Source organism: Mesorhizobium sp. M0815 (genome assembly GCF_040319995.1).
Lineage (GTDB): Bacteria > Pseudomonadota > Alphaproteobacteria > Rhizobiales > Rhizobiaceae > Mesorhizobium.
In genome coordinates, this window is sequence record NZ_JAMYOU010000008.1 from 139,594 (window position 1) to 165,507 (window position 25,914).

At 63.8% G+C, this 25,914-nt stretch carries 25 protein-coding genes; 15 read left to right on the top strand and 10 right to left on the bottom strand.

The window, feature by feature from the left end; genetic code table 11:
- Positions 1-47: 47 nt before the first annotated feature.
- Genes NKI01_RS12120 through NKI01_RS12135 form a run of 4 tightly spaced genes read left to right on the top strand, consistent with a single transcriptional unit; the run spans position 48 to position 3,325 of the window.
- Positions 48-929, top strand: a complete 882-nt coding sequence (locus NKI01_RS12120) for a branched-chain amino acid ABC transporter permease (RefSeq protein ID WP_023718163.1) — start codon at positions 48-50, stop codon at positions 927-929.
- Positions 926-1,888: a branched-chain amino acid ABC transporter permease gene (locus NKI01_RS12125; protein WP_023718164.1), complete on the top strand. Its 963-nt coding sequence runs from the start codon at positions 926-928 to the stop codon at positions 1,886-1,888. The genes NKI01_RS12120 and NKI01_RS12125 overlap by 4 nt, the downstream gene beginning before the upstream one ends.
- Positions 1,885-2,613 (top strand): ABC transporter ATP-binding protein, encoded by a 729-nt coding sequence (locus NKI01_RS12130; RefSeq protein ID WP_352963282.1) that lies wholly within the window; start codon positions 1,885-1,887, stop codon positions 2,611-2,613. Before NKI01_RS12125 ends, NKI01_RS12130 begins: the two co-directional genes overlap by 4 nt.
- On the top strand, positions 2,606-3,325 hold the full coding sequence (locus tag NKI01_RS12135; RefSeq protein WP_352484342.1) for an ABC transporter ATP-binding protein: 720 nt from the start codon (positions 2,606-2,608) through the stop codon (positions 3,323-3,325). The genes NKI01_RS12130 and NKI01_RS12135 overlap by 8 nt, the downstream gene beginning before the upstream one ends.
- Here the strand turns inward: NKI01_RS12135 and NKI01_RS12140 are convergent, their stop codons facing one another.
- Together NKI01_RS12140 and pncA are read right to left on the bottom strand one after the other, a co-directional pair.
- On the bottom strand, positions 3,326-4,753 hold the full coding sequence (locus tag NKI01_RS12140) for a sodium:proton antiporter (RefSeq protein WP_023718167.1): 1,428 nt from the start codon (positions 4,751-4,753) through the stop codon (positions 3,326-3,328).
- Positions 4,754-4,793: 40 nt separating this feature from the next.
- A complete protein-coding gene (gene pncA / locus NKI01_RS12145) occupies positions 4,794-5,393 on the bottom strand; it encodes a bifunctional nicotinamidase/pyrazinamidase (RefSeq protein ID WP_023718168.1) in 600 nt (199 codons plus the stop codon).
- Positions 5,394-5,665: 272 nt separating this feature from the next.
- Between pncA and NKI01_RS12150 the strand changes: the two genes are divergently transcribed.
- The 6 genes from NKI01_RS12150 to NKI01_RS12175 are packed head-to-tail and all read left to right on the top strand — an operon-like array spanning position 5,666 to position 12,727.
- Positions 5,666-6,526: an FAD binding domain-containing protein gene (locus NKI01_RS12150; RefSeq protein ID WP_352484341.1), complete on the top strand. Its 861-nt coding sequence runs from the start codon at positions 5,666-5,668 to the stop codon at positions 6,524-6,526.
- Positions 6,526-9,279: a molybdopterin-dependent oxidoreductase gene (locus NKI01_RS12155; RefSeq protein ID WP_352790254.1), complete on the top strand. Its 2,754-nt coding sequence runs from the start codon at positions 6,526-6,528 to the stop codon at positions 9,277-9,279. The genes NKI01_RS12150 and NKI01_RS12155 overlap by 1 nt, the downstream gene beginning before the upstream one ends.
- Complete coding sequence (locus NKI01_RS12160; RefSeq protein WP_352484339.1) at positions 9,276-10,817, top strand: 6-hydroxynicotinate reductase; 1,542 nt, start codon at positions 9,276-9,278, stop codon at positions 10,815-10,817. Before NKI01_RS12155 ends, NKI01_RS12160 begins: the two co-directional genes overlap by 4 nt.
- Positions 10,817-11,692 carry a UPF0280 family protein gene (locus tag NKI01_RS12165; RefSeq protein WP_352484338.1) on the top strand — a complete coding sequence of 292 codons (876 nt, stop codon included), beginning with the start codon at positions 10,817-10,819 and terminating at the stop codon, positions 11,690-11,692. Before NKI01_RS12160 ends, NKI01_RS12165 begins: the two co-directional genes overlap by 1 nt.
- Entirely contained in the window at positions 11,685-12,269 is a 585-nt protein-coding gene (locus NKI01_RS12170; RefSeq protein ID WP_023718173.1) for an amino acid synthesis family protein, read from the top strand. The genes NKI01_RS12165 and NKI01_RS12170 overlap by 8 nt, the downstream gene beginning before the upstream one ends.
- On the top strand, positions 12,266-12,727 hold the full coding sequence (locus NKI01_RS12175) for a MarR family winged helix-turn-helix transcriptional regulator (RefSeq protein WP_023718174.1): 462 nt from the start codon (positions 12,266-12,268) through the stop codon (positions 12,725-12,727). The genes NKI01_RS12170 and NKI01_RS12175 overlap by 4 nt, the downstream gene beginning before the upstream one ends.
- A gap of 69 nt (positions 12,728-12,796) precedes the next feature.
- On the opposite strand, the gene NKI01_RS12180 is transcribed toward NKI01_RS12175, so the two are convergent.
- Genes NKI01_RS12180 through NKI01_RS12190 form a run of 3 tightly spaced genes read right to left on the bottom strand, consistent with a single transcriptional unit; the run spans position 12,797 to position 16,616 of the window.
- A complete protein-coding gene (locus tag NKI01_RS12180) occupies positions 12,797-13,762 on the bottom strand; it encodes a substrate-binding domain-containing protein (protein ID WP_023718175.1) in 966 nt (321 codons plus the stop codon).
- Complete coding sequence (locus tag NKI01_RS12185) at positions 13,759-15,072, bottom strand: ABC transporter permease (protein WP_023718176.1); 1,314 nt, start codon at positions 15,070-15,072, stop codon at positions 13,759-13,761. Before NKI01_RS12185 ends, NKI01_RS12180 begins: the two co-directional genes overlap by 4 nt.
- Positions 15,069-16,616 carry a sugar ABC transporter ATP-binding protein gene (locus NKI01_RS12190; protein ID WP_352548078.1) on the bottom strand — a complete coding sequence of 516 codons (1,548 nt, stop codon included), beginning with the start codon at positions 16,614-16,616 and terminating at the stop codon, positions 15,069-15,071. Before NKI01_RS12190 ends, NKI01_RS12185 begins: the two co-directional genes overlap by 4 nt.
- A gap of 253 nt (positions 16,617-16,869) precedes the next feature.
- Here NKI01_RS12190 and NKI01_RS12195 point away from each other — a divergent pair, with 253 nt between their 5' ends.
- Both NKI01_RS12195 and NKI01_RS12200 read left to right on the top strand, forming a co-directional pair.
- Entirely contained in the window at positions 16,870-17,889 is a 1,020-nt protein-coding gene (locus NKI01_RS12195; RefSeq protein ID WP_023718178.1) for a LacI family DNA-binding transcriptional regulator, read from the top strand.
- A 255-nt stretch (positions 17,890-18,144) separates the two neighbouring features.
- Positions 18,145-18,768: a L,D-transpeptidase gene (locus NKI01_RS12200; RefSeq protein ID WP_352591290.1), complete on the top strand. Its 624-nt coding sequence runs from the start codon at positions 18,145-18,147 to the stop codon at positions 18,766-18,768.
- Between the two features lie 157 nt (positions 18,769-18,925).
- Here the strand turns inward: NKI01_RS12200 and NKI01_RS12205 are convergent, their stop codons facing one another.
- From NKI01_RS12205 to NKI01_RS12215, 3 genes are all read right to left on the bottom strand, one after another.
- Complete coding sequence (locus NKI01_RS12205; RefSeq protein ID WP_352591287.1) at positions 18,926-19,927, bottom strand: LLM class flavin-dependent oxidoreductase; 1,002 nt, start codon at positions 19,925-19,927, stop codon at positions 18,926-18,928.
- A 157-nt stretch (positions 19,928-20,084) separates the two neighbouring features.
- On the bottom strand, positions 20,085-21,245 hold the full coding sequence (locus tag NKI01_RS12210) for an AI-2E family transporter (RefSeq protein ID WP_023718182.1): 1,161 nt from the start codon (positions 21,243-21,245) through the stop codon (positions 20,085-20,087).
- Positions 21,246-21,363: 118 nt separating this feature from the next.
- On the bottom strand, positions 21,364-22,422 hold the full coding sequence (locus NKI01_RS12215; protein ID WP_352963285.1) for an LLM class flavin-dependent oxidoreductase: 1,059 nt from the start codon (positions 22,420-22,422) through the stop codon (positions 21,364-21,366).
- A gap of 231 nt (positions 22,423-22,653) precedes the next feature.
- Between NKI01_RS12215 and NKI01_RS12220 the strand changes: the two genes are divergently transcribed.
- Positions 22,654-23,082, top strand: a complete 429-nt coding sequence (locus NKI01_RS12220; RefSeq protein ID WP_023718183.1) for a DUF6481 family protein — start codon at positions 22,654-22,656, stop codon at positions 23,080-23,082.
- A gap of 83 nt (positions 23,083-23,165) precedes the next feature.
- Here NKI01_RS12220 and sugE read toward each other — a convergent pair whose 3' ends face one another.
- Entirely contained in the window at positions 23,166-23,480 is a 315-nt protein-coding gene (gene sugE, locus NKI01_RS12225; RefSeq protein WP_023718184.1) for a quaternary ammonium compound efflux SMR transporter SugE, read from the bottom strand.
- 153 nt (positions 23,481-23,633) lie between these two features.
- Positions 23,634-23,759 (bottom strand): hypothetical protein, encoded by a 126-nt coding sequence (locus NKI01_RS12230; protein WP_013528464.1) that lies wholly within the window; start codon positions 23,757-23,759, stop codon positions 23,634-23,636.
- A gap of 215 nt (positions 23,760-23,974) precedes the next feature.
- Between NKI01_RS12230 and NKI01_RS12235 the strand changes: the two genes are divergently transcribed.
- Positions 23,975-24,784, top strand: a complete 810-nt coding sequence (locus NKI01_RS12235; protein ID WP_023718185.1) for a transglutaminase-like domain-containing protein — start codon at positions 23,975-23,977, stop codon at positions 24,782-24,784.
- 106 nt (positions 24,785-24,890) lie between these two features.
- Positions 24,891-25,853, top strand: coding sequence for a cation diffusion facilitator family transporter (locus NKI01_RS12240; RefSeq protein WP_352484329.1), 963 nt, complete (start codon positions 24,891-24,893; stop codon positions 25,851-25,853).
- Positions 25,854-25,914 lie beyond the last annotated feature (61 nt).

Here is a 25,914-nt window from a genome sequence, read left to right on the forward strand (position 1 = left end):
CCTCTGGCCAGAGGGGGGTGCTTCGCGCATCCGCCGGTGCTTAGCCGATGCACTTCGGACCCCACCTGCTCCTCGCCGCCCTCGAAGGCCTCGTCACCTCCGCCGTCCTGGCGCTGACGGCGCTTGGCCTGTCGCTGGTGTTCGGCGTCATGCGCGTCGTCAATGTCGCGCACGGCGAGTTCTTCATGCTGGGCGCGGTGCTTGCCTGGGCGATTTCTACGGCGATATCCGGCCATCCGGCGCTCGGCTTCCTGGCCGCCCTGGTGCTGGCGCCGCTGATCGTCGGCTTGATCGCACTGCTCGCCGAACGGCTGGTCCTGCGCCGGCTCAACTACAATCCGGAAGCCACCATCGTCGCCACCATCGGCATGCTCTACATCATCCAGCAATTGGCGCTGACCTTCTACGGCCCGGAGGCGCGGCCTGTGGAGCCGCCGTTCAGCTACCGCATCCTCCTGCCGTGGTTCGGCTATTCCGGCTACAAGCTGTCGATCATCGCCGCATCCGCGCTGCTTCTGGTCGCGACCTGGCTGGTGCTGACGCGCACGAAAATCGGCCTCATCATGCGCGCCACGCAATATGACAGCGAGACGGCGCAGGCCTTTGGCATTCCGGTGACCAGAGTCTATGCCGGCGTCTTCGCGCTCGGCGCCATGTTGGCGGCTGTGGCCGCGGTGCTGATCGTGCCGATCAGCCAGGCCCACTATCTGATGGGACAAGACCCGCTGTTGCTGTCGTTCATCGTCGTCATCATCGGCGGCCTCGGCTCGCTGCGCGGCACGGTCGTCGCCGCGGTGCTGATCGGCCTTTCCGACGGCATCATCTCGGTGTTCTTCTCACCGACGCTGGCCAAGATCATCGCCACCTTGCTCGTCGCCATGGTGCTGGTGTTCCGGCCGCAGGGCCTGTTCGGGACGGCATCGCGATGAAGGATGCTTCGCCGGCAAAGCCATATGCGCTGCACCTCGGCGTCATCGCCCTGCTTTTCGCCCTGAGCTTCGTCTTGCCGGAATACCATCACGGCCTGCTCGCTCGCATCATGGTGCTGGCGGTCTTCGCCATGGGCTACAATCTGCTGTTCGGCTATGTCGGGCTGCTCAGCCTCGGCCATGCCATGTTTTTTTCAGCCGGGCTCTATGGCGCCGGCCTCGCCGTCATTCATCTCGGCTGGAGCGTATCGGCCGCCTTTGCAGCCGGGCTTGCCTGCGGCGCACTTCTCGCGCTGGTGATCGCGCTGCTGGCGCTGCGCACCTCCGGCGTCGCCTTCATGATCGTAACAATGATGTTCGCTCAGGTATTCTATCTCGTCATCCTCTATCTCGCCGCCTGGACCGGCGGCGACCAGGGCATGGTCGTACCGCAGTCGATGCGTGTCCTTGTCCTGGGCAGCACGTCGCTCGACCTCACCAACCCGACCGTGCGCTATATGAGCGCGCTGGCGCTGTTCTCGATCGTGCTGCTTATAAGCCTGGCCATAGTCCGCTCCGGCTATGGCCGCGTGCTGGTCGCCATCCGCGAGAACGAGGAGCGGACAAAAATGCTCGGCTACGATACGTTTTCCAACAAGCTCGCCGCCGTCATCGTCTCCGGCACCATCTGCGCGGGTTCCGGCGCCGCCTATGCGCTGCTGTTCGGCTATGTCGGCTCGAGCTTCGCTTCGGTGCAGTATTCCATCCTGCCGCTGCTCTGGGTGCTGCTGGGCGGTGCTGCCACCACGCTCGGGCCGCTGATCGGCACGCTGTTCATGTACTATGTCATCGACGTCGCTAGCGGCTACACCTCCGCCTATCTGCTGATCGTCGGCATCGCGCTGATCCTGCTGGTTTTGTTTTTCCCAAAAGGCATTCTCGGCAGCATTCGCCAGCGCTGGCTCGGATGGCTGCCATGATGCCGCTTTTGACCACCAAAGACCTGTCGCGCAGTTTCGGCGGCTTGCGCGCCGTCGACGGCGTCGACTTCGCGCTGCTGCCGGGCGAGATCCGCGCTGTCATCGGCCCCAACGGTGCCGGCAAGACCACCTTCGTCAGCCTGGTCAGCGGCCGCATCCAGCCCTCGTCGGGCACGATCATCTTCGACGGCGCCGATATCACCAGCCTGCCTGCCTACGCCAGGGTTCGCCTTGGCATCGCCTATACATTCCAGATCACCAGCGTCTTTGCCAATCTCAGCGCCTACGACAATGTTGCCCTGCCGGTGCAGCACACGCTGACCGACAGCCGCTCGAAGGGCGCGGTTCACACCGGCGTCATGGCGGCGCTCGAGCGCACCGGACTTGCCGACTGGGCGCAAATGCCGGCCGGGCAGTTGTCCTACGGTCACCAGCGCCTGTTGGAAGTGGCGATGGGGCTGGCACTGAAGCCGCGGCTGCTGATCCTCGACGAACCGACGCAAGGGCTGGCCGACAGCGAGATCGACAATTTCATCGAGCTGGTGCGCGAGATCGCCGATAGCGCCACCGTGCTTTTGATCGAGCACAACATGCCGGTGGTCATGCAGCTCGCCGACCGCATCACCGTCTTCAACGCCGGCAGGATTTTAGCTGAAGGCACGCCCGAGCAGATCCGCGCCAATGCCGCGGTGCAGGACGCCTATCTGGGGACGACCCATGGCTGAGGCCCAGTCCAGGGCACTGACGATCTCCGGGCTTGATTGCTTCTATGGCGAGGTCCAGGTGCTCTATGGCCTCGATCTCGTCTTGAGCGAGGGCGAGGTGCTCTGCCTGTTCGGCCGCAACGGCGCCGGCAAGACGACGACGCTGAAGGCGATCATGGGCCTGGTGCCGGCAAGCGCCGGCTCGATCCGGCTCGAAGGGCGGGAATTGACCGGCCTGCCGGCGCACGAGGTGCCCAAGGCCGGCGTCGCCTATGTGCCGCAGGGCCGGCGGCTGTTCGCCGAGATGACGGTGGCTGAAAACATCGAGATCGGCCTGATGGCCCGCAACAAGGGCAAGGCGACGCGCGAAAACGTGCTCGATCTCTTCCCGCTGCTGCGCCAGCGCCTTAGGCAGCGTTCTGGCACGCTATCGGGCGGCGAGCAGCAGATGCTGGCCATGGCCCGCGCCCTGTGTCTGGAACCACAGGTGCTCCTACTCGACGAGCCGACCGAAGGGCTGATGCCGTCGATGATCGCCAAGATCCGCGAAACCGTTTCGAAGCTGCGTGCGCTTGGCGTGTCGACAATCCTTGTCGAGCAGCGCGTCGATGCCGTGCTCTCGGTCGCAGACCGCGTTTGCTTCATCGAAAACGGCCGCAACCGCGAGACGGTCGACGTTGAGGAACTGCGTGCTGATCCCTCGGCGGTCCGCCGCTATGTCGGCGTCGGCTGATCAGGCAAAAAACAGCAAGCCGGCGAGCAGGAAAGTCGGGATCAGCACGGCGCCCGACCACGCCATGTAGCCAAAGAAGCTCGGCATCTTGATGCCGCGATGCCTGGCAATGGCATAGACCATGAAATTCGGCGCATTGCCGACATAGGTGTTGGCACCCATGAACACCGCGCCGGCCGAGATGGCCGCCAGCGTCGAGGCGAGCTCGGTCATCAGATGCTGCGCATCGCCGCCGGCCAGCTCGAAGAACACCAGATAGGTCGGCGCATTGTCGAGGAAGGACGACAGCGCCCCGGTCAGCCAGAAATAAGCGAGATTGTCGGGCGCGCCGGTCGGCGAGCTGACCAGCAGCACCAACGGCGCCAGCGCGCCGTCGAGGCCGGCCCGCAATATGGCGACGACCGGCACGATGCAGATGAAGATGCTGGCGAACAGCTTCGCCACCTCGGCAATCGGCCCCCAGCTGAAGGCGTTTGCGCCGCGAAACTCCTTTGGCGAGACGACAAGCGACGTGAAGGCCAGTATCAGGATGGCGGCGTCGCGCACCAGATTCTGCAGCTCGAGGCTGACGCCCTGAAAAGAGAAACTCACTCCCGGCTTCCAGGCAGCGGAAATCAGGATCGCGGCGATCACCCCTGCCAGCAGCGGGATGTTGGCCAGGCCGCGAATGCGCACCTTGCTGTCGGGCGTCGGATCCTTGATCTTCGGCGCGCCTTCCTCCCGGTGATGCATGATGATGTCGATCGCCAGGAAAACCGCCAGCACCACGCCGGCGACGAACAGTGTCTCGGGCAACAGGTGAACTGTCGTCCAGAAGAAATCGACGCCGCGCAGGAAGCCGACGAACAGCGGCGGATCGCCGAGCGGCGTCAGCGACCCGCCGATGTTGGACACCAGGAAGATGAAGAAGATGACGACATGGGCGTTGAAGCGCCGGTTGTCGTTGGCGCGGATGAGCGGCCGGATCAGGATCATCGAGGCGCCGGTTGTGCCGATGATCGAAGCAAGCACAGCGCCGCCCAGCAACAGCCCGGCATTGACCAGCGGCGTGCCGTGGATGTTGCCGGCAACGAAGATGCCGCCCGAAATGGTGAACAGTGCGAACAACAGGATGATGAACGACATGTATTCGGTGAGCAGCGCGTGCAGCACCGCCTGCGTTGCCGACGGGATGCCGAAGGCGAGCGCCAGCGGCCCGATCACCAACGCTGCCCAGAAAGCGGCAATCTTGCCGTAATGGTGCTCCCAGGCATGACGGAAGAGCAACGGCCCGGTCGCGATGCAAAGCAATAGCCCGGCAAACGGCAGCACCCACCACAGCGACATGGCGGCGCCCGGCAATTCGTGCGCTTCGGCCGCGAGAACCGCTCCCGGAGAAAAGATTGCGGCAATCAGTGCAGCACTTGCCGTCAACGCCGCAAACCGCATGGAGCCCCTCAAAAGTCTGTCAGGTTCGGCTGGATGACGTTCAAATCAGTGCCACGCCGGCATCGCGCATCCGGCCCAGCATCCTCTCCACGGAGCCGTTGAGATCGATGCCGCGGCAGGCGTCGAGCCGCACGGACGTCTCAAAACCGAGCTTGACCGCGTCGAGCGCCGAAAAGGCGACGCAGAAATCCGTCGCTAGGCCGACCAGGGTCAGCGTCTCGATGTTCCGATCCCGAAGATAGCCGGCAAGGCCGGTCGGCGTCGTCCGGTCGTTCTCGAAGAATGCCGAATAGCTGTCGATCGCAGGACGGAACCCTTTGCGGATCACCAGCTCGGCCTTGCTCCAGGCGAGGCCCGAATGGAAATCCGATCCCAGGCTGCCCTGGATGCAGTGATCCGGCCACAGCGTCTGGTGGCCATAAGGCACATCGATCGTTTCGAACGGTTGCTTGCCGGGGTGGCTGGAGGCAAAGCTGGAATGGCCGGCAGGGTGCCAGTCCTGCGTCAGCAGGACGTGCTCGGTCCGCCGGATCAGGTCGTTGACCAACGGCACGATTTCGTCGCCGCCAGCCACTTCCAGGGCGCCACCCGGGCAGAAATCGTTCTGCAGGTCGATGACGACAAGCGCTTCGTCGGCCATGGAGCCTCCTTATTTTCTTGGTCTTGAGCTTAGGCTCCAATGAAAACGCGACCGGACGCAGAAACTTGACCAGATGGCCGGCTGCGTCAACCTCTCACGGCATAACAAATGCGTTCCGGGCGCACCGGTGCCCATAGCCGTGCAAACTCTGGCTTTGACAATTCCTGCCGGCTTGATATCATTTGCATACGAATGAATTTCCTGCCTTGCATGCTCGGGAAAATCTTTCGGCAGGATCCCCTCTCGGGAAGTCCATTCTGGGAAGGCAAAGCGTGATCCGTTACGCAAAACCCACCACGGTCGACGACGCCCTCGCTTTGCTGGGCGAAGGACAATGGCGCATCCTCGCCGGCGGCACCGACTTCTATCCGGCACAGGGCAGCAAGCCTTTCCGCGACAATGTCCTCGACATCAATGGCTTGGCGGCATTGCGCGGCATTGCCGAAGCCGAGAACCATTGGCTCGTTGGCGCGCGCACCACCTGGACCGATCTCGTCCGCCATCCGCTGCCGGCGGCTTTCGACGCGCTGAAGCAGGCGGCGCGGGAAGTCGGCTCGGTGCAGATCCAGAACGTTGCCTCGATTGCCGGCAATCTTTGCAATGCCTCGCCGGCCGCCGACGGCGTGCCGGCGCTGCTGGTGCTCGACGCCGAGGTCGAACTGCGTTCCTCGGTGGCGACCCGGCATCTGCCCCTTGCAGAATTCATCCTCGGCAACCGTCGCACCGCTCTGCAGCCCGGCGAAATGGTCACGGCAATCCGCATTCCCAAACCCGCGACCGCCGGCAGCTCCGCCTTCGTGAAGCTTGGCGCACGGCGTTATCTCGTCATCTCCATCGCCATGGCCGCCGCACGCCTGGCCATCGAAGATGGCATCGTCAGGAACGCGGTCGTCGCCGTCGGGTCCTGCTCGGTCGTCGCCAGGCGCTTGGCGGGCGTCGAGGCGGCGCTGCGCGGCCGTCCGGTCGGCCCCGCGCTGGCCACTGCCATCCAATCCGCGCCAATGGACGATCTGTCGCCGATCGGCGACGTGCGCGGCAGCGCCGAATACCGGCTGGATGCGGCGCGCGAGATCGTCGTCCGCGCCGTGCTTGGTGCGATGGGCGCTATTCCCGGCGAAAGGGCGGCGGCCTGATGGGCATGGAGCGAGCCAACATCGCCTTCGAGGTCAACGGCGCCGCCGTCAGCGTTTGCGTACCGCCGGTGCGACGGCTGTCCGCGGTGCTGCGCGACGAGCTGCGGCTGACCGGCACCAAGATCGGCTGCGATGCCGGCGATTGCGGCGCCTGCACGGTGCTGGTCGACGGCGAGCCGGTCTGCGCCTGCCTGACGCCGGCGGCTTCCGCCTCCGGCACCGTGGTAACGACCGTCGAAGGTCTCGCCAACGGCAGGCTGTCGGCGCTGCAGGCCTCGTTCCTCAGCCATGGCGCAGCACAGTGCGGCGCCTGCACGCCCGGCCTGCTGGTCGCCGCAACGGCACTCCTGGACAGGACGCCTTACCCGACCGAGGCCGAAACGCAGGATGCACTGGGCGGTGTTCTCTGCCGCTGCACTGGTTACCGCAAGATCGTCGCCGCGGTGATGGATGCTTCGCGCCATGCCGACGGTCTCGATCCGCGCCTGCCACGATCCGGCCATGCCGTGGGCTCCTCTCCGATCCGCCTCGATGGCGTGCCGAAAGTCACCGGCGTCGAGAAATTCGGCGGCGATTCCTTCCCCACGGATGCACTGTCAGTGCTGGTCGTCCGCTCGCCGCATTATCATGCCGCTTTCACTTTTGGCGATCTCGGCAGCTGGGTGAAATCCTGTCCCGGCATTGCCGGCGTCTTTACCGCCGCCGATATCCCGGGAAAGAATTGTTTCGGCGTCATTGCCCCCTTCGCCGACCAGCCGGCGCTTGCCGAAGGATTTTCGCGCTTTCGCGGCGAGGCGGTGGCCCTGGTTGCCGGCGAACGCGAGGCTATCCTCGATCTCGACCTTGCCGATTTTCCTGTCAGTTGGACCGAATTGCCGCATTGTCTGGACCCTTGCGAAGCACAGGCCAGCGGCGCGCCACTGGTCCATGAAAACCGGCCCTCGAACTTGCTCACCTCCGGCTTCGTCGAGCGTGGCGACCCCGAGGCCGCCCTTGCCGGTGCGGCTTTCGTCGTTTCCGGCGCCATCGACACCTCCTATGTCGAGCATGCCTATATCGAACCGGAAGCCGGCTATGCCTTCATGGACGGCGATACGCTGGTCGTCGTCGCCTGCACGCAGGCCCCCTATATGGACCGCGACGACACGGCAAAAGTGCTCGGCCTTGCCCCGGAAAAGGTGCGCATCGTGCCGACCGCCACCGGCGGCGGCTTCGGCTCCAAGCTCGATGTCTCGCTGCAACCGCTCATCGGCCTCGTCGCCATGAAAACCGGCCGGTCGGCGGCACTCGCCTATACCCGCACCGAATCGATGATCTCGACCACCAAGCGCCATCCCGCTCGGATGAGAGCGAGCATCGGCGCCGATGCCGACGGCCGCGTCACCGGCATGGTCTTCGCCGGCGATTTCAACACCGGCGCCTATGCCAGCTGGGGGCCGACGGTCGCCAACCGCGTGCCGGTGCACGCCTCCGGCCCCTATGCGACGCCGAACTATCGCGCCGAAGGCCGCGCCATCCACACCAATGGCCCGATTGCCGGCGCCTTTCGCGGTTTCGGCGTGCCGCAGGCGACGATCATGCAGGAGACCCTCTATGACGAGTTGGCCGACAAGCTAGGCATGGACCGGCTCGACTTTCGCCTGAAGAACTGCCTTCGGAACGGATCCGAAACAGTTACCGGGCAGCGGCTCGAGTCAGGCGTCGGCATCGCCGACTGCCTGGAGGCCCTCCGCTCACATTGGCGGCGTGCCCTTCGTGATGCCGAAGCGTTCAATGCCGGTAGCAGCATCAAAAAACGCGGCGTCGGCGTGGCCTCTTGCTGGTACGGCTGCGGCAACACCTCGCTGCCCAATCCGTCGACCGTCAAGGTCGGCATCTCGGTATCGGGTGAAGTCGTCCTGCATCAGGGGGCGGTCGATATCGGGCAAGGTTCGAACACTGTCATCGCGCAGATCTGCGCCGACGCGTTGGGGCTTCCGCTTGAAAAGCTCCGGCTGAAAGGCGCCGACACGGCGATCACCCCCGACGCCGGCAAGACATCGGCCTCGCGCCAGACCTTCGTCACCGGCAAGGCCGCCGAAAAGGCCGGCCGCGCCTTGCGCGATGAGATCTTGCGTTTCGCCAATGTCTCGGAAAAGGCGGCGATTGCGCTGGACGGCACAAGTCTGAGCATCGGGGAAGGCGAAGCGACGCGCCGCATCGATCTTTCCTCGCTGAAGGCAGACGCCGAAGGATTCGTCTTCCGGGCCGAGGAAAGCTACGACCCGCCGACGCAGCCGCTCGATGCAAAAGGTCAGGGCAAGCCTTACGCCGTCTATGGCTATGGCGCCCAGATCGCCGAACTGGAGGTCGACCTCAGGCTCGGCACCGTGAAGCTGATAAAAATCACCGCCGCGCACGATGTCGGCAAGGCCATCAATCCCTTGCTTGCCGAAGGCCAAATCGAGGGTGGCATCGCCCAGGGCATCGGCATGGCGCTGATGGAAGAATACATCCCCGGCCGCACCGAAAACCTGCACGACTATCTGATCCCGACGATCGGCGACGTGCCGCCGATCGAGACCATCTTGATAGAAGTTCCGGATCCGGAAGGACCCTTCGGCGCCAAGGGTTTGGGCGAGCATGTGCTGATCCCGACGGCGCCGGCGATCCTCAACGCCATACGCCATGCCGCCGGTGTGGTGGTCACCAAGATTCCGGCGACTCCGACCCGCATCCGCGCCGCCATCCTCGACAAGGAGGCGCGCCGATGAGCGAGCTTGCCGAACGCTTCGAGACACACGATCCCGGCGAGAAGCTGGTGGCGGAGAAGATCCGGTGCGATGCCTGTCCGGTCATGTGCTACATCGCCGATGGCCGCACCGGCGCCTGCGATCGCTACGGCAATGTTGGCGGCAGGATCGTGCGGATGGATCCGCTGACCATCCTCGACCACGCGGCCGAGACAGGCGGCGCGGTCGTGCCCTTTGCCGAGGAAGGCAAGGGCTGGGACGGCGAACTGGTCAACACCGGCCGCCGCTTCGTCACCGCGATCGGCGCCGGCACCACCTATCCCGACTACAAGCCGGCGCCCTTCATCGTCAGCCAGGAGGTCGAGGGCGTCGATCTGGTCACCGTCGTCACCGAGGGCATCTTCTCCTATTGCGGCGTCAAGGTGAAGATCGACACCGACCGTCATATCGGCCCCGAAACGGCAACGGTCCGTGCCGAAGGCGAGGCGATCGGCCATGTCACCACCGGCGAATACGGCTCGCAGATGCTGTCGCTGGGCGGCGTGCATCATTTGACCGGCGGCTCAAAGGCTGAAGGGCGCGCCACCTGTGATGCCATGCTCAGGCTGTGCAACCGCAAGCCGGTCGAGCTCGTCATCGACGGCGGCGCCACCGTCATCGTCGAAGCCGGCAAACCGCCTGTCATCGACGGCAAACTTGAGCAGCGCATGCGCGTCGGCTGCGGTTCGGCCACCATAGGCATGTTCGCCACCCAGTGGCGCGGCCTTGTCGACGAGGTGGTGGTGGTCGACGACCACATCACCGGCGTCGTCTCCGAGCATCAGGCGGGCAAGGTGCTTGGCTGGCAGGATACCGGCATCAAGATCATCGGCCGCCGTTCGACGCCGGGCCGCTATTTCAAGGTGTCGGAGCCCGGCCTCGGCTGGGGCGGCACCAATATCTCCGACCCGCTGTCGATCCTTGGTGAATGGAGCGCCAAAAAGGGTGCGCGCCCCGGCATGTCGCTGCTGATGGTCTCGACCACCGGTGAGCAATTCGCCTATTACGAGCTCGACGACGAATTGAAGCCGGTGCAGAAACCGTTCCCGGAGCGGCTGCGGAAGTCGGTTGAACTGATCGAGGACAATTGCGAGCCGGCGCTCTGCACCGTGCTTTTCGTCGGCGGCGCCGGCGGCTCGCTGCGCGCCGGCGTCACCGAGAACCCGGTCAATCTGACCCGCTCGGTGCAGGGCCTCAAGACCTATGTGACGGTCGGCGGCGCGCCGGTCTATGTCTGGCCGGGCGGCGGCATCACGCTGATGGTCGACGTCATCCGCGTGCCGGAAGGCGCCTTCGGCTATGTCCCGACGCCGGCGCTGGTGGCGCCCATCGAATTCACCATGCGCCGCGACGATTATGTCAGGCTCGGCGGCTATGAAGCCGAAATCCGCAGCGTCGACGATATCCTGGCCAAGGGCGGCGAGTATCTCAACCCGCGCCGCGGCAAGGCCGCACCTCGCGACAATCCCTGGCCGCCGCTGGTGCAGCTGCGGCGCGCGACGACAAATGGGGCAGGGTGATGAACGGCCCGCAGGCGCATTGGCTCGAGGACGGCCGAAGGCTTCACCTCAATCATGGGCCGATCGATCTGATCGTCGAGGCCTTCGGCGAGGCGAGCGAATGCCGCGCCGCCTATCATCAGGCGGCAACGCGCTTCCAGACAATCCTGCCCGAACTGGTCGAAGAGTTGCCCGAACTGCGTCGCCAGGCGCCGCTGCGTCCTCGCATGTTTGTCGGCCCGACGGCACGTCGCATGGAAGCGGCGGTCGTTCCGCTAGCGAAACAATTCATCACGCCGATGGCGGCCGTCGCCGGCTCGGTAGCCGACGAAGTGCTTGGCGTTCTGCTCGCCGGCCGCCGGCTCGAGCGCGCCTATGTCAACAATGGCGGCGACAGCGCGATCCATCTCGGCCACGGCCAGTCGATGACGCTTGCCATTGCCGGAACAGGTCACGGACTGGCAGACCGTCTCACGATCCGCGCCGAAGACGGGATCCGCGGCGTCGCAACAAGCGGCTGGCGCGGCCGGTCCTTTTCGCTGGGCATCGCCGACGCCGTCACCGTGCTGGCGCGGACGGGTGCTGAAGCCGACGCCGCCGCGACCTTGATCGCCAACGCCGTCGATCTGCCCGGTCATCCCGCCGTTACGCGCGTACGGGCGCGCGATCTCGCCCCGGACAGCGATCTGGGCGACCGACAGGTGACGCAAGACGTAGGGCCACTGTCCGCCGTCGAAATCGCTACCGCGTTGGACAGCGGGCTTGCCGTGGCGGAAGACTTTCGGCGGCGCGGCCTGATTGCCGCCGCGGCGCTTTTCCTCGACGGTCAGGCGCGCATCGCAGGTCCGATGGCGCTCGCCAATAAAGTTTTAGAGAGGGAAATTGCCCATGCCTGAGTTTCCGATCCGCAAGATCGCCGTGCTGACCGAAGAGATTTTTCACGAAGGCGGGCCGGTGGCGAAGGTGCCGCGGCGCCGCGCCGCGGCCATGGCCGTGGTGAAGAACCCGTTCGCCGGCCGTTACGTCGAGGAACTGCAGAGCGCGATGGAGGATTTGAAGCCGCTCGGGCTGCTGCTCTCCGACAGGCTCATTGCCGCATTGGGCGGCGACGTGAAACAGATCGACGGTTATGGCAAGGGTGCCATCGTCGGCGCGGCGGGCGAGCTGGAGCATGGCGCGCTGTGGCATGTGCCGGGCGGCTATGCCATGCGCGAACGGCTTGGCGACGCCAAGTCGATCGTGCCGTCGTCGAAGAAGGTCGGCGGCTTCGGCGCGCGGCTCGATGTGCCGCTCGGCCACATCAACGCGGCCTATGTGCGCAGCCATTTCGATGCCATGGAAATCGGCATCAGCGATGGCCCGCGTCCCGACGAGATCCTGTTTTGCCTCGCAATGACCTGCGGCCCGCGCGTGCATGACCGCATGGGCGGGCTGGCTGCCAAGGACATCAAGGCATGGGATGGGCTGAGGTGAGCGCCGAAGACAATCTGCTCAAGCTGGTCGAGGCCGAGGAGCCTGACGAAAACGACTATCGCTTGCAGGAGCAGGTCGGCTTTATCCTGCGCAAGGCGCACCAGCGCCATGTCTCGATCTTCGCCGCACACATCGCCGATCTGACGCCGCCGCAATTTGCCGCCCTGGCCAAATTGCGCGACGTCGGCGAGACCTCGCAGAACCAGCTTGGCAGCCTGATCGCCATGGATGCGGCGACGGTGAAAGGTGTCATCGACCGGCTGAAAGCGCGAGGCTTTGTCGAACTTAGCAAACACGAAGTCGACAAACGGCGCCTGCTGGTCAATCTGACGGCCGAGGGGCGCGACGCGATCGAGAGGCTGATTCCGCTTGCCCGCGAGATTACGCAGGAAACGCTGGCGCCGCTTTCCGCCAAGGAGGCGGCCATTTTCATGAAGCTGCTGGCCAAGCTGGCTTGAGCTGCCACCCGCCGAGCGTTTAGTTGTTACTCCTGCCGGGCGCTGAACGCCCGGCAGGAAAGCCTCGTCTCAGAGGCCGTTGTCCTTCAGGATCTGGGCAGCATTTTCCTTGGTGATCTTCTGCGTCGGCAGGATGATGGTCTTTTCCACCTTCTCGCCGTTCAGGAACTTGATCGCCTGCCGCAGCCCTTCGGCGCCCGGCGTCACATAAGTGAACGTCGCCGTCAGCTCGCCATTGGCGACGAGTTGCACGCCTTCATTGGGCAGGCCGTCGATGCCGATGAACTTGATGTCCTTCTCACGTCCGGCGTCCTTGGCGGCAAGATAGGCGCCATAGGCCATTGGATCATTGTGGCCGTAGACGAGATCGATCTTTTCGTTGTTGCGCAGCGCCGTGGCCATGATGTTGTAGGCCTGGTCCTGCTTCCAGTCGCCCGACTGCTGGTCGAGCAGGTTCTTGATACCCGGCTCCTTGTCGGTGAATTCATGGAAGCCGTCATGGCGGTCATGCGCCGGCTGGGTGCCCATGCCGCCCCAGATTTCGACGACGTTGCCGGCGGCCTTGCCCTTGCCGCCAAGCAGCTCGACGGCATATTCACCGGCAGCCCGGCCGATCAGCTTGTTGTCGCCGCCGACGAACTGCGTGTAGTCGTTGGTTTCGACGTTGCGGTCGAGCACGAAGACCGGGATCTTGGCATCGATCGCCTGCTGCACGACGCCGGTCAGGCCGGCGGACTCTTTCGGCGACACCAAGAGCGCATCGACCTCCTGACGGATCAGGTTTTCGACATCGGCGACCTGCTTCTCGGTCTTGTCCTCGCCGTCGGTTACGATCAGCTCGACTTCCGGATGCTTGGCCGCTTCGGCCAGGATGTCCTTGTTGAACTGGGCACGCCAGGGTTCGATGGTCGTAACCTGCGAGAAGCCGATTTTCCATTTCTTGTCCTGCGCGTGGGCACCGCTGGCAAGCATCGCGGTCGTGGTCAGGAGTGCCGCTGTCAGCGCGGCAAGCTTCAACAATTCACGTCGTTTCATTTCTTGTTTCCTCCAATATTCAGAGACGCGGTCTCTTGCGACGGCCGCTTTGCCGCGGCCGTTTCCTTGTGCGCTTGCCCACCGGGCAATCGCAGATAGAAGAGAAGATCGCCGGCATTGCGCTCCTGTACGAGCACGGTACCGATGATGATCATCCCCTTCAGCACCAGCTGAAGGTTCGAATTGATGTTGTGCAGCTGCAGGATGTTGGAGAGCAGCCCGAAGATCAGCACGCCGCAGAACGTCCCGGTGAGGCTGCCGCGTCCGCCCATCAGGCTGGTGCCGCCGATGACCACGGCGGCAATCGCGTCGAGCTCCAGCCCGGCGCCGGCGTCCGGCTTGCCTTGCCGGTATTGCGCGACATAGAGCACCGCCGCGATGCCGGCCAGCAGCCCCGAAACCGCGTAGGTGGCGATCTTGACGCGGCCGGCGGCGATGCCGGACAGCCGGGCCGCTTCCTCATTGCCGCCGATGGCATAGACATAGCGGCCAAACGGCGTGAAGCGCAGCACGGCGCCGTAGATCAGGATCGCGCCGAGGAAGAACAGGCCCGGCATTGGAATCACGCCGAACACCAGCGAGCGCAGCATTTCGAAATCGGCCGTGGCGTTCGAACCGGTATAGACCGGCAGCACCGCATTGTTTTGGCCGGCGGTCAGCCGGGCGATGCCGAGCGCAGTGACCATCATCGCCAGCGTCACGATGAAGGGCTGCAGCCGCCCGGCGACGATGATGAAGCCGTTGAGCGCGCCGAACAGCAGGCCAACGCAAGGCGCCACCAGCAACACGCCGAGCACGCCGAATTTTGAACCTACCTGGGGCAGCAGGAACCACAGCACCAGACTGCACAGGATCACCCCGACAATGCCGGGGGTAACCAGCCCACGAACGCTATCCAACCTGATGTCGTGCGTGGCCTGCGCGCCGGCGCGGGATTTTTCGATGTTCAGCAGGATGAAACGAGTGACGAGAATGCCGAGGCAAAGGGCTGCCACGGCAACTGTCGGCACCCCCAGCACCACCGCCGGCGTCACGCCGGGGACCGTCAGCAGCATGGCACAGACCACCGTGCAGATCGCCATCAGCGAGCCGACGGAAAGGTCGATACCGCCAGTGATGATTACCGCCGTCATGCCAGTGGCAATCAGCCCCGTGGTCGACACCTGGCGCAGCACATCGAGCAGGTTGCCGTAGGACAGGAAGATGTTGTTGCCCTTGGAGCTGATCGGCGAGCCAAGCACGCCGATCAGGAAGATTGCGATCAGGCCCCAATAGAGCTTCGTCCGGGACAGGATATGCAAAATGCTCATGCAGCAGGCCTCGTCATGGTCCGTCGCGGCGCTGCAAGCCGCATGATGGCCTCCTCGCTGGCTTGCGCGCGGGACAGGATTCCCGTCTGGCGGCCATCGGCCATGACCAGGATACGGTCGGAAAGATGCAGCAGCTCCGGCAATTCCGAGCTGATGACGGCGATCGCCAGCCCGTCTCGCGCCAGCTTGAAGATGAGATCGTAGATTTCCCGCTTGGCGCCGACATCGATGCCGCGCGTCGGCTCGTCGAGCAGCAGCACCCGTGGCCTCGTCGCCAGCCATTTGCCGATGACGACCTTCTGCTGGTTGCCGCCGGACAGCGTGCCGGCCGGCTGCTCGACGGTTTCGCAGCGAATACCGAGCGCCTTGACGGCGTCCCGTGCCAGCCCTTGCTCGCCGGCCAGCGAGCGCAGGCCGAACCGCGCCAGCGCGCCGACCAGCGGCAGCGCGACATTGTCGGTGATCGAGGCCTCGAGATGCAGGCCTTGCGTCTTGCGGTCTTCTGTGACCAGGGCGATGCCGAGCCGGCGTGCATCGCGCGGCGAACGGATTTCTACTGCCTCGCCATCGAGTCTGATCTCACCGCCAGCACGTCCTCCGCTGGACCCGAAGATCGTTTCCAGGATTTCGGTACGGCCCGAGCCCAGCAGCCCGCCGATACCGAGGATTTCTCCTGCGGCAAGATCGAAGCTGACGCCGTCGAGCACGGTGCGCCAGCCATGGCGATTGGGCTTCGATAGCGACAGCTCGCTTACGGAAAGGATGGTGTTGCCACCGGGGATGCGGTGCTCCTGGGAGGAAGCAAGCAGGTTTCGCCCGACCATCGCCGAAATTATGGCGTCTTCGTCGAGCTTGTCCATCGTCTGCGTCAGGACGTGGCGTCCATCGCGAAACACGGTGACCCGGCTGGCCAGATGCATGACCTCGTCGATGCGGTGCGAAATGTAGACGATCGCCACGCCGCTATCGGCGAGCTGGCGGATGATGCGGAACAGCCGCTGGCATTCGGCTGGCGACAGCGCCGAGGTCGGCTCGTCCATGATCAGAATGCGCGCCGACATAGACAGCGCCTTGGCGATCTCGACCAGCTGCTGTTCGCCGACGCGCAAGGCACCGACGCGCGCATCCGGGTCGAGCTCGATGCCGAGCCTTTGCAAGAGCGCGCCGGCAGCGCGGCTGCTCGCCTTGCGGTCGACAATCAGCCCGGCGATCAGCTTCTCGCGGCCGAGAAAGATATTGTCCGCGACGCTGAGTTCGGGAACGAGGTTCAGCTCCTGGTGGATGATGGCGATGCCGGCGCGCTCGGCTTCGCGGACGCCGGCAAAGCGCACCGGATGGCCATCGATACTGACCGTTCCGTTATAGTCCGTATAGACGCCGGATAGTATCTTCATCAGCGTCGACTTGCCGGCGCCGTTCTCGCCCATCAGCGCATGGACCTCGCCGCGCCGCAGTTCGAAGCCGACATCGACAAGCGCGGCGATGCCGCCGAAGGACTTGGAGATGTGCTCGGCGCTCAGCACGATAGCCGAGCCGTCCGCCATAACGCCTTCCGCAGGGATGGAATTGCCGTGCTGCATGACAAGGACGGCCTCCCTCCGTCGTCACCGAACGCCTCAAACGCTAATCTAAACGTTTCGATCATGTCAAGCCAATATCTGGTGTCTAAGATTGTTCCATTTCAATTCTTGCGCAAAACCATAAGATTCCGTACGTATTGCTGCCGCGGAGTGGTGAAACGTTTCGAAAATGACAGCGTCAGGACGAAAAAAGCAGCGCAAATCCACTGCGCCGACCATGCTTCACGTGGCCGAAGCGGCGCGTGTTTCCGTGGCCACCGTATCGGCGTTGATCAACGGCACCGCGACCGTCAGCCCCGAGCTCAGCCAGCGCATCGAACAGGCGATCCGCGACATCGGTTACAAGCGCAACGCCATCGCCCGCAGCCTCAAGATGGGCACCACACGCACCATCGGGCTCACCGTCCCACACATCACCAACCCGTTCTTTACCGACGTGGTTTCGGTGATCCAGCAGGCTTTCGACAGGGCCGGCTACGCCGTCATGCTGTGCTGCACCGACGAGCACCTGAACACGCAGGACGACCAGATCAGGCTGCTGCTCGACCGGATGGTCGACGGGCTGATCGTCGCGCGTGTCGGCGACGGCGCGATCCTCAAACGGATTGTCGACGACGCCAATGTGCCGGTCGTGCTACTCGACCGTGTTTGCCAGGGTGTCGACACCGATGCCGTCGTTCTCGACAATCAGCGCGCGGTGTTCGACGCCATCACTTATCTGATCGATCTCGGCCATCGGCGCATCGGCTACATCTCCGGCTCGTTCGATATCTCGCCGATGCATGACCGCATGGCGGGATACCGGGAAGCCCTCCAGACCGCGGGCCTGCCGGCCGAGCCCGAGCTCGTCCGCTTCGGCAATTTCCACGAAGTCGATGGCTACAACGCCACCATGCAGCTGCTTTCGCTGCACGACCGGCCGAGCGCCATCTTTTCGGCCAACAACCCGATGGTGATCGGCACGATGAAGGCCATCCGCGATATCGGCCTGTCCTGTCCGGAGGATATTTCGGTCGCCTGCTTCGACGATTTTCCGTGGTCGGATGTGTTCCGGCCGCAATTGACCACGGTCGCACAGCCGGTGCAGGCGATTGGCGAACAGGCGGCCAATCTGCTGCTCGACCGGCTCGCCGGCAACAGGGATGCGCCGCCGCGCAAGCTGACGCTCAAGGGACGCCTGATGATCCGCAATTCATGCCGGCCACTTGGCGCGATCGCACAAAGCGTCAGCGCGTAGCGCTTGGGCTCTGTTCAGAAACGTTGTAATGCCGGACGGACAGCGCTCCCTCTGTCCTGCCGACCCCGGCCCTTTCGCAGCCGCTACGGGCGTTCGTCGTTCGAAAACCGAGCAATTGAAGGACGCGGCGCTGATCGAGCCAAGTGGCCAACAATCAGCCCGCCGACAAGCAGGAAAATCTTGGCAATCGAAGCATGTCGGATTAGGAATATGACGAGATGCGGCTGATCGCTCACACGGGCGCCGGCTTGAGTCATGCGCGTGAAATCGATCCTAATCGGGCTGGTACTTGCTGGGATGGTCGCATTCTTCGGCTGCACCACCGGCGGCGCATTAAAGACTTTCCCCTCGGCCTATGGCGGCCTCACCGACGCCGGTTTTCGCGTTCCGCCGGTTCCGATCTACAAGGTTGACCAAAAGTTCCTTCGGCAGACAGTGCCTTATGCGACTGAAGAGGCGCCTGGCACCATCATTGTCGATACAGGAGCGAAGTTCCTCTACTACGTGTTGGGAGACGGTCAGGCGCTGCGCTACGGAATCGGCGTTGGCAAGGCGGGCTTCGAGTGGCATGGCACTGCTCACGTTGCGAGGAAGCGCGAATGGCCGGATTGGAGCGCGCCGTCTGCGATGATCGTGCGCGAGCAGAAGCGGGGCCGCATCATACCGGCTCATATGGAGGGCGGACTCATGAACCCGCTCGGGGCGCGGGCGCTCTATCTTTTCAACGAGAAAGGTGACACTGGATATCGCCTGCACGGTAGCCCTGAATGGTGGTCCATCGGCAAAGCTGTGTCGGCGGGCTGCATTCGCCTCATGAACCAGGACATCATCGATCTCTATAACCGCTCCACAATCGGCACCAAGGTGATCGTCATTTAGTAGACGCCGCGTTTCCGTCTAACAGACGAGCATGACGGATCGAAAACTCTCCGCGTAAAGCGCGCGAACTGTTCGCGATGTCTTCGCACACCTGTTCGCGATGTTCCCTGCCTAAGGCCGGCCTTGCCCGCAACAGTGCCAAGTGGCGAACCAGCTCTCAGGCAGCTTCCGACAGCGATTTGTGGGCGTCGGTCAGGATCTCGAACGAGCGCACCCGCGCCGCATGGTCGAAAATCTGCGCTGTGACCATCAGTTCGTCGGCGCCGGTGCGGCGCACGAATGCCTCGATGCCTTGCCTGACCGTTTCGGGGGAGCCGACGACAGCGCAGGAAAGCGCCTGGCCGAGCATGGTCTTGGCCATTGGATCGAGGTCGCGCTCATATCCTTCGACCGGCGGCGGCAATCGGCCGGGCCGGCCGGTGCGCAGATTGACGAAGGCCTGCTGCAGCGAGGTGAACAACAGCCGCGCCTCGGCATTGGAAGGAGCAGCGAAGACATTGAGGCCGAGCATCACATAGGGCTTGTCGAGCTGCTCCGAAGGCTGGAAGCGCGAGCGGTAGATCTCCAGCGCATGGTCGAGCTCGGCCGGCGCAAAATGCGAAGCGAAGGCGTAGGGCAGGCCGAGCATGGCGGCAAGCTGCGCGCCGTAGAGGCTGGAGCCGAGAATCCAGATCGGCACCTTTTCGCCTTCGCCGGGCACCGCGCGGATGCGTTGGCCGTCTTCGGCTGGCTGGAAGTAACCGATCAGCTCGACGACGTCCTGCGGGAAATTGTCGGCGCCAGCGTCGAGGTTGCGGCGCAGCGCCCGTGCCGTGGGCATGTCGGTGCCGGGCGCCCGGCCGAGGCCGAGATCGATGCGGCCAGGATGCAGAGCGTTGAGCGTGCCGAATTGCTCGGCGATGACAAGTGGCGAATGATTGGGCAGCATGACGCCGCCGGCGCCGACGCGTATCGTCTTGGTGCCGCCGGCAACGTGGGCGATGACTACCGAAGTGGCGGCGCTGGCGATGCCGGGCATGTTGTGATGCTCAGCCAGCCAGTAGCGCTTATATCCCAGCCGCTCGGCATGACGGGCGAGATCGAGCGAATTGGCGAGCGACTGCGAAGCATTGCTACCTTCGACGATCGGCGACAGGTCGAGAACGGAAAGAGCGGTCATCGGCGGGGATTCCTGTGGACCGGACGGATGTAGGAAGCCGTTGCCGGGGCGGCAAATTCAAAATGTTGATAGAGCGCTGTGCGCCCGACGGATGTGCAACCGATGCAAGGTCGTTGATATGCACACCAATCAGTGACGCTTTTGGGCTCTTAAGCCGCTACCTTTTTGGCTCGGAAATCTCTTCATCCTCGATTACCGCCGTGTGCTGCGCCGCGAGGAAATTGCCGACATGGCTGAGACCGTCGAAATGATCGCAGAATACCTTGATGACGACCAGCAGCGGCACCGCCATCAGCGCGCCGACGAAACCCCATAGCCACGACCAGAAGGCGATGGCGATCAGGATCGCCACGGCGTTGATTTCGAGACGGCGGCCGACCACCGTCGGCGTCACGAACTGGCCTTCGACGACGTCGCATAAGAGGACGAAGGCCGGCGCCAGCAGCGCATAGGAAATCGTGTCGAAGCTGATCAGCGCGATGATCGTGACCAGCGTGATGGTGGTCAGCGCCCCGATATAGGGCAGGAAATTGAGCAAGGCCGCTGCCGCGCCCCAGACCTGCGCGTTGGGCACGCCGAGTGCCCACAGGCCGAGCCCGATGACCACGCCGAGACATGTATTGATGACCGTGACAGTAAGCAGATAGTGCGAGATTTCACGCTCGACGTCATAGACTACGCGCAGCGCCCGCTTCTTTTCGCTTAGACTGGGGAAGGACTGGACGATCTTTTCATAGAACATCGTGCCCGAGGCGAGCAGGAACAGCGACAGGACGAAGACGATGGTGACGCTGGCGCCGGCCGACAGCACATTGCCGGCGGCCTGCGAGAGAATACCCGATGGCGCCATCGCCACCCTCTGAACGCCCGGCTCCTGGGACGTCTGTGTCAGGCCCTCGATCTGGCGCGAAATCTCCACGATCCGTTCGAACGGACGGCGCAGTTGTGCCAGACGTTCGGTAAGCTGCTGGCCGATCGTCGAGGTGTTGTTGATGAGGTCGATGACCGGGCCGCTGAGCAGATATCCCGCGACGGCGACGAGGCAAAACGAAAGCAGCACCAGCAGTGTCGCCGAAATGACATCGGGCATGCCATGCTTGCGCAGGAAGCGAACGATCGGCGTCAGCGTCAGCGCCAGCAGAAAAGCCAGAATGACCGGCATGAAGAAGGCGCGGGCGAAGTAAAGCGCGTAGATCGCCATGAGGATGAAGATGCCGACGAGCAGCGAACGCATCAGATGCGCATCCGCCCGCGCCTCGACGCGCGAATCCGGGCTTTCGGCAGCGCTTGCGCCCGAAGCGGCGGGTTCGGCCTTCATTCTGACCCTCGGCGGCACACCGCGATTGGTGTAGACCGTTGGCGAAAACGCCTCTGCGGCTTCAAGGTTCCGTTAGCCGGCGTCACCGGCAAGGCCGCCTCGCGGCTTTGCTGGTGAATCAGGCAACCGGCGCTGCCGCGGCGACGGCCTTCGCAGTTTCCCGGCGCACGATCGGCGCCACCTTGGTGCCGTAGAGTTCGATAGCCTTCATGACCTTGGCGTGCGGCATGGTGCCGATCGCCATTTGCAGCAGGAAGCGGTCGTTGCCGAATATCCTGTGCTGGGCAATGATCTTGTGGGCCGCCTGTTCTGGATTGCCGACGAACAGGGCGCCGTTCGGGCCGCGCGATTGGTCGAAATGAGCCCGCGACGTCGGCCCCCAGCCGCGCTCGCGGCCGATGCGGTTCATCACTTCGGCCTGCGGCCTGTAGAAATCGTCGGCTGCCTGGTCGGCGGTGTCGGCGATGAAGCCGTGCACGTTGAGGCTGGTGGCAAGGCTCGCCGGATCGCGGCCGGCCCGCCTGGCTGCATCCCTGTAGATGTCGAACAGTGGTGCAAACCGCGCCGGTTCGCCGCCGATGATCGCCAGAGCCAGCGGCAACCCGAGTACGCCAGCCCGCGCCGCCGATTGCGGCGTACCACCGATCGCGATCCAGATCGGCAATTTGTCCTGAAAGGGCCGGGGATAGACGCCGCGATCGTTGATCGGCGCGCGCAGACTGCCCGACCAGGTCACCTTGACATGATCAAGGATGGCGAGCAGCAGGTCGAGCTTCTCGGCAAAGAGCTCGTCATAGTCTTCGAGATTATAGCCGAACAGCGGAAAGGATTCGATGAACGAGCCGCGCCCGGCCATGATCTCGGCCCGGCCGCCGGACAGAAGATCGAGGGTGGCAAACTGCTGAAAGACGCGCACCGGATCGTCGGAGGACAAAACGGTGACCGCGCTGGTCAGCCTTATGCGCTTGGTTCGTTCGGCAGCCGCCGCCAGCGCCACCACCGGAGCGGAGGCAGCATAGTCGGGACGGTGGTGCTCGCCGAGACCAAAGACGTCCAGCCCGACCTGATCGGCGAGCTCGATCTCCTCGATCAGGTTGCGCAGCCGCTCATGCGCACCGATCGCACCGGGACCCGGTTCCGGGCTGACGTCAGCGAAGGTGTAGAGACCGAGTTCCATAGTGGTGTCATCCTAGCGTTTTGTCTTGGCGCTACAGGTAGCGATCAGTCCGCTGCGCCGCCAGAGGCCTGGATGGTGAACAGTGCGGGTGGCTTTCAGCCGAATTCGATCGAAATGGCGTCTCCCGGTTGCAACAGATCAGAATTTCATGGCTGGCATACCGTTTTGGCGCTTGAACTCTCGGTTTTCACGCGTATGTAAGCCTCGCAAATTGACTCCAGGGAAGTGGACTTGGCTATCTACAGGGAAAAAGACGTTTTCGAGCGGCGCAATGCCGCAAACGAGGCAAAGAAGGCGCTTCTGGAGCGCTTCAAGGCAAAGCCGGCGGCAGATGATCCAGCGGTGCTGGCACGACAGGCCGAGCGCAAGGCAATCCTCGAGGCCCGCGCGATACGCGAGGCCGAAAAGGCCAGGCTGAAGCAGGAAAAGCTGGCGCGCGAAGCGGCCGAAAAGGCCGAGCGCGAGGCAGCTGCCGAAGCGGCACGCATTGCCGCCGAAGAGGCAGCACAGGCCGAAGCGAAGATCCGGGAAGCTGAAGAGAACGAGCGCATCGCCCGTTTTCTTGCCGACGAGGCCGAACGCAAGGCCAAGCGTGACGCACGCTATGCCGCGCGCAAGCAGCGCACCGGCAGGACGCCGCCCGGCTTCTCCGCCCGATAGCGCCTTCCGGCGCTGATCAGCCGAATTCAAGAATCAGGGCCGCCTTGCAGCGGCCCTGAAGGCGTTTGGTCTGTCGGGCCGACTTAAGCCGCGAGCTTCAGTCCCATAATGCCGCAAACGATGAGCGCGATGCAGGCCAGCCTGATCGCGGTCGCCGGCTCCCCGAGCAGCCATATCCCCAACAGCGCCGTGCCGACGGTGCCGATGCCGGTCCATACCGCATAGGCTGTGCCGACCGGCAGTGCCTTCAGCGCCAGGCCGAGCAAGGTCAGGCTGACAATCATCGAGGCTACCGTCAGGACGGTTGGCAGCGGCTTCGAGAATCCGTCGGTGTATCTTAGGCCGATCGCCCAGCCGATCTCGAACAGGCCGGCGAAGAACAGGAAAATCCACGACATCGGAACGCTCCGTTTCGATGGCTCCCGGCCGATCTCTTGAAAGCGCAAAAACTATCTTCGCCGCATCCATATGGGATGCTCGTGCGCTTAATGAACAACAATACCGGCCGCATTTGCGGCCGGTCGAAATAAGCCAAAACGGTAGCTGCGGCCCTACTTGTCCTTCAGCTTCATCGCCTTCACCGGCGGTGCCTTCAGGGCCGGCGCCGGAGCGGGTTTCTTCGCGTCCTTCTTCGGCTTGCGGGCTTCCTTGCCTGCCTTCATCGCACCTTTAGCCATGATTCGTTCCTCCGGTTGATGTCTGGCGAAGTGAAACAAGAGAAAACGCTAGACTGCAAGAGGCCGCTGCCGTGCAGTCGCCTTGGCCGATGGCTGTCAACCGGTTTCTAATTCCCTCGTAAACCGCAGCGGTCCGTGCGATGGTCCTCTTCGCACTGCAGCATCAGCCCTTGCGTTTCGCCGGCTGATGATCGCGCAGTCCGGTCAGGACGACAATGCGGATCCACATCGGTTGCCAGATGAGCTTCGACTTCCCGCAGGAAACACCGCTGATCGCGATGCTCAACGTCCATTATTCGCGCGCATCCGATCTCGAGCGGCCGGACTTCCTGACGTCGAACCCGCCGGTGCCGATCGAAAGCTATCGCGACAGTTTCGGCAATTGGTGCAACCGTCTCGTTGCGCCGGCCGGGCGCTTTGCGTTCGGCACGGACGCGGTCATCCGCGACCCCGGCTCCTTCGAGACGCGCGAGCTGACGGCATGGCAGCATGAGGTGCGCGATCTGCCGTCGGAGACGCTGCTGTTCCTGCTGCCCAGCCGCTATTGCGAGAGCGACGTGCTGGCGAACGAAGCCTGGCGGCTGTTCGGCAATACGCCGCTCGGCATCCCGCGCGTCCAGGCGGTCTGCGACTTCGTCCATAACCATATCGTCTTCAACTATTTCAATGCACGGCCGACACGCACCGCAGCCGAAGCCTATCGCGAGCAGAGTGGTGTGTGCCGCGACTTTGCCCACCTCGCAGTCGCCTTCTGCCGCGCCCTGAACATCCCGACCCGCTACTGCACCGGTTATATCAGCGATATCGGCCTGCCAAAGCCGTGGTCGGACATGGATTTCGCCGCCTGGATGGAGGTTTATCTCGGCGGCCGCTGGCACGCGTTCGACCCGCGCAACAACGCGCCGCGCATCGGCCGCATCCTGATTGCCTCCGGACGCGATGCCGCCGATGTCCCACTCACCCACATTTTTGGACCGGGCGCGCTGGCTGGCTTCAAGGTCTGGACGGAGGAGGTCATCGAATAGCCTCTCGCGCTGCCCTTTTGAACAACTCGACACTTCGGGCGTTGTTCGAGCTGTGGAGCGTGGGCGTGCTCCGCTAATCTCGGTGCATCAACCAAGGCAGCACACCATGGCGGCGCATGGCGGGTCGAAAAAAGTGATCTATGCGGCGCTCGCCGGCAATCTTGCGATCGCCCTGACCAAATTCGCCGCTGCCTTGTTCACGGGCAGCTCGGCAATGCTCTCGGAAGGCGTCCACTCGCTCGTCGATACCGGCAATGGCAGCCTGCTGCTTTACGGCATGCACCGCGCCGCCCGGCCGGCCGATCGGACGCATCCGCTAGGCCATGGTCGCGAGCTGTATTTCTGGAGCTTCATCGTCGCGCTCCTCGTCTTTGCACTGGGCGCCGGCATATCGTTCTACGAAGGCGTGACGCACATCATGGCGCCGGAGCCGATTGCCAACGCAAAGGTGAACTACGCTGTACTTGGCCTTTCCTTCCTGTTCGAAGGCACCTCCTGGCTGGTGGCGCTGAACGAGTTCCGCCACCAAAAAGGCAGCCACGGCTGGCTCGAGGCGGTGCAGCTCAGCAAGGACCCGAGTGTCTACACCGTACTCTTCGAGGACAGCGCGGCACTTCTCGGCCTCGTTGTCGCCTTCGCCGGCATATTGGCGGCGGAACTGCTGGACATGCCGAAGCTCGACGGCGCCGCGTCGATCGGCATCGCGCTGATCCTGGGCGCGACCGCGATCTTCCTGGCCCGCGAAAGCAAGAGCCTGCTGCTCGGCGAGCCGGCCTCGCCCGAGGTGCAAATGAAAGTGCTGGCCATTGTCCAGCAGGACCCGGCGGTGCGGCGGGCAAATGGCGTACTGACGCTCCATATGGGGCCTCAGGAGATCGTCGCCGCTCTGAGCATCGAGTTCGAGGACCACTTGTCGGCGCCCGAGATAGAGACCTGCGTCGAACGCCTCGAGACACGGCTGAAGGCGGAGATGCCGGAGGTCACGCGCCTGTTCGTCAAGCCGCAGACCACCGGCACCTGGGAACGGCGGAGCAAGGCCTTGGCGGCGTCCGGAGGGGAGCCGGCCTGAGGAAAATGGCTGCGCCATCGGGCAGTCCCGGTTATGATTGCGCGCAAAAGCTCCAGGAGGA

Coding starts and splice junctions, on each gene's coding strand:
- NKI01_RS12120 (WP_023718163.1), top strand. CDS start 48: ATGCACTTCGGACCCCACCTGCTCCTCGCCGCCCTCGAAGGCCTCGTC.
- NKI01_RS12125 (WP_023718164.1), top strand. CDS start 926: ATGAAGGATGCTTCGCCGGCAAAGCCATATGCGCTGCACCTCGGCGTC.
- NKI01_RS12130 (WP_352963282.1), top strand. CDS start 1,885: ATGATGCCGCTTTTGACCACCAAAGACCTGTCGCGCAGTTTCGGCGGC.
- NKI01_RS12135 (WP_352484342.1), top strand. CDS start 2,606: ATGGCTGAGGCCCAGTCCAGGGCACTGACGATCTCCGGGCTTGATTGC.
- NKI01_RS12140 (WP_023718167.1), bottom strand. CDS start 4,753: ATGCGGTTTGCGGCGTTGACGGCAAGTGCTGCACTGATTGCCGCAATC.
- pncA (WP_023718168.1), bottom strand. CDS start 5,393: ATGGCCGACGAAGCGCTTGTCGTCATCGACCTGCAGAACGATTTCTGC.
- NKI01_RS12155 (WP_352790254.1), top strand. CDS start 6,526: ATGGGCATGGAGCGAGCCAACATCGCCTTCGAGGTCAACGGCGCCGCC.
- NKI01_RS12160 (WP_352484339.1), top strand. CDS start 9,276: ATGAGCGAGCTTGCCGAACGCTTCGAGACACACGATCCCGGCGAGAAG.
- NKI01_RS12165 (WP_352484338.1), top strand. CDS start 10,817: ATGAACGGCCCGCAGGCGCATTGGCTCGAGGACGGCCGAAGGCTTCAC.
- NKI01_RS12170 (WP_023718173.1), top strand. CDS start 11,685: ATGCCTGAGTTTCCGATCCGCAAGATCGCCGTGCTGACCGAAGAGATT.
- NKI01_RS12180 (WP_023718175.1), bottom strand. CDS start 13,762: ATGAAACGACGTGAATTGTTGAAGCTTGCCGCGCTGACAGCGGCACTC.
- NKI01_RS12185 (WP_023718176.1), bottom strand. CDS start 15,072: ATGAGCATTTTGCATATCCTGTCCCGGACGAAGCTCTATTGGGGCCTG.
- NKI01_RS12190 (WP_352548078.1), bottom strand. CDS start 16,616: ATGGCGGACGGCTCGGCTATCGTGCTGAGCGCCGAGCACATCTCCAAG.
- NKI01_RS12195 (WP_023718178.1), top strand. CDS start 16,870: ATGCTTCACGTGGCCGAAGCGGCGCGTGTTTCCGTGGCCACCGTATCG.
- NKI01_RS12200 (WP_352591290.1), top strand. CDS start 18,145: ATGCGCGTGAAATCGATCCTAATCGGGCTGGTACTTGCTGGGATGGTC.
- NKI01_RS12205 (WP_352591287.1), bottom strand. CDS start 19,927: ATGACCGCTCTTTCCGTTCTCGACCTGTCGCCGATCGTCGAAGGTAGC.
- NKI01_RS12210 (WP_023718182.1), bottom strand. CDS start 21,245: ATGAAGGCCGAACCCGCCGCTTCGGGCGCAAGCGCTGCCGAAAGCCCG.
- NKI01_RS12215 (WP_352963285.1), bottom strand. CDS start 22,422: ATGGAACTCGGTCTCTACACCTTCGCTGACGTCAGCCCGGAACCGGGT.
- sugE (WP_023718184.1), bottom strand. CDS start 23,480: ATGTCGTGGATTTTCCTGTTCTTCGCCGGCCTGTTCGAGATCGGCTGG.
- NKI01_RS12230 (WP_013528464.1), bottom strand. CDS start 23,759: ATGGCTAAAGGTGCGATGAAGGCAGGCAAGGAAGCCCGCAAGCCGAAG.
- NKI01_RS12235 (WP_023718185.1), top strand. CDS start 23,975: ATGCGGATCCACATCGGTTGCCAGATGAGCTTCGACTTCCCGCAGGAA.
- NKI01_RS12240 (WP_352484329.1), top strand. CDS start 24,891: ATGGCGGCGCATGGCGGGTCGAAAAAAGTGATCTATGCGGCGCTCGCC.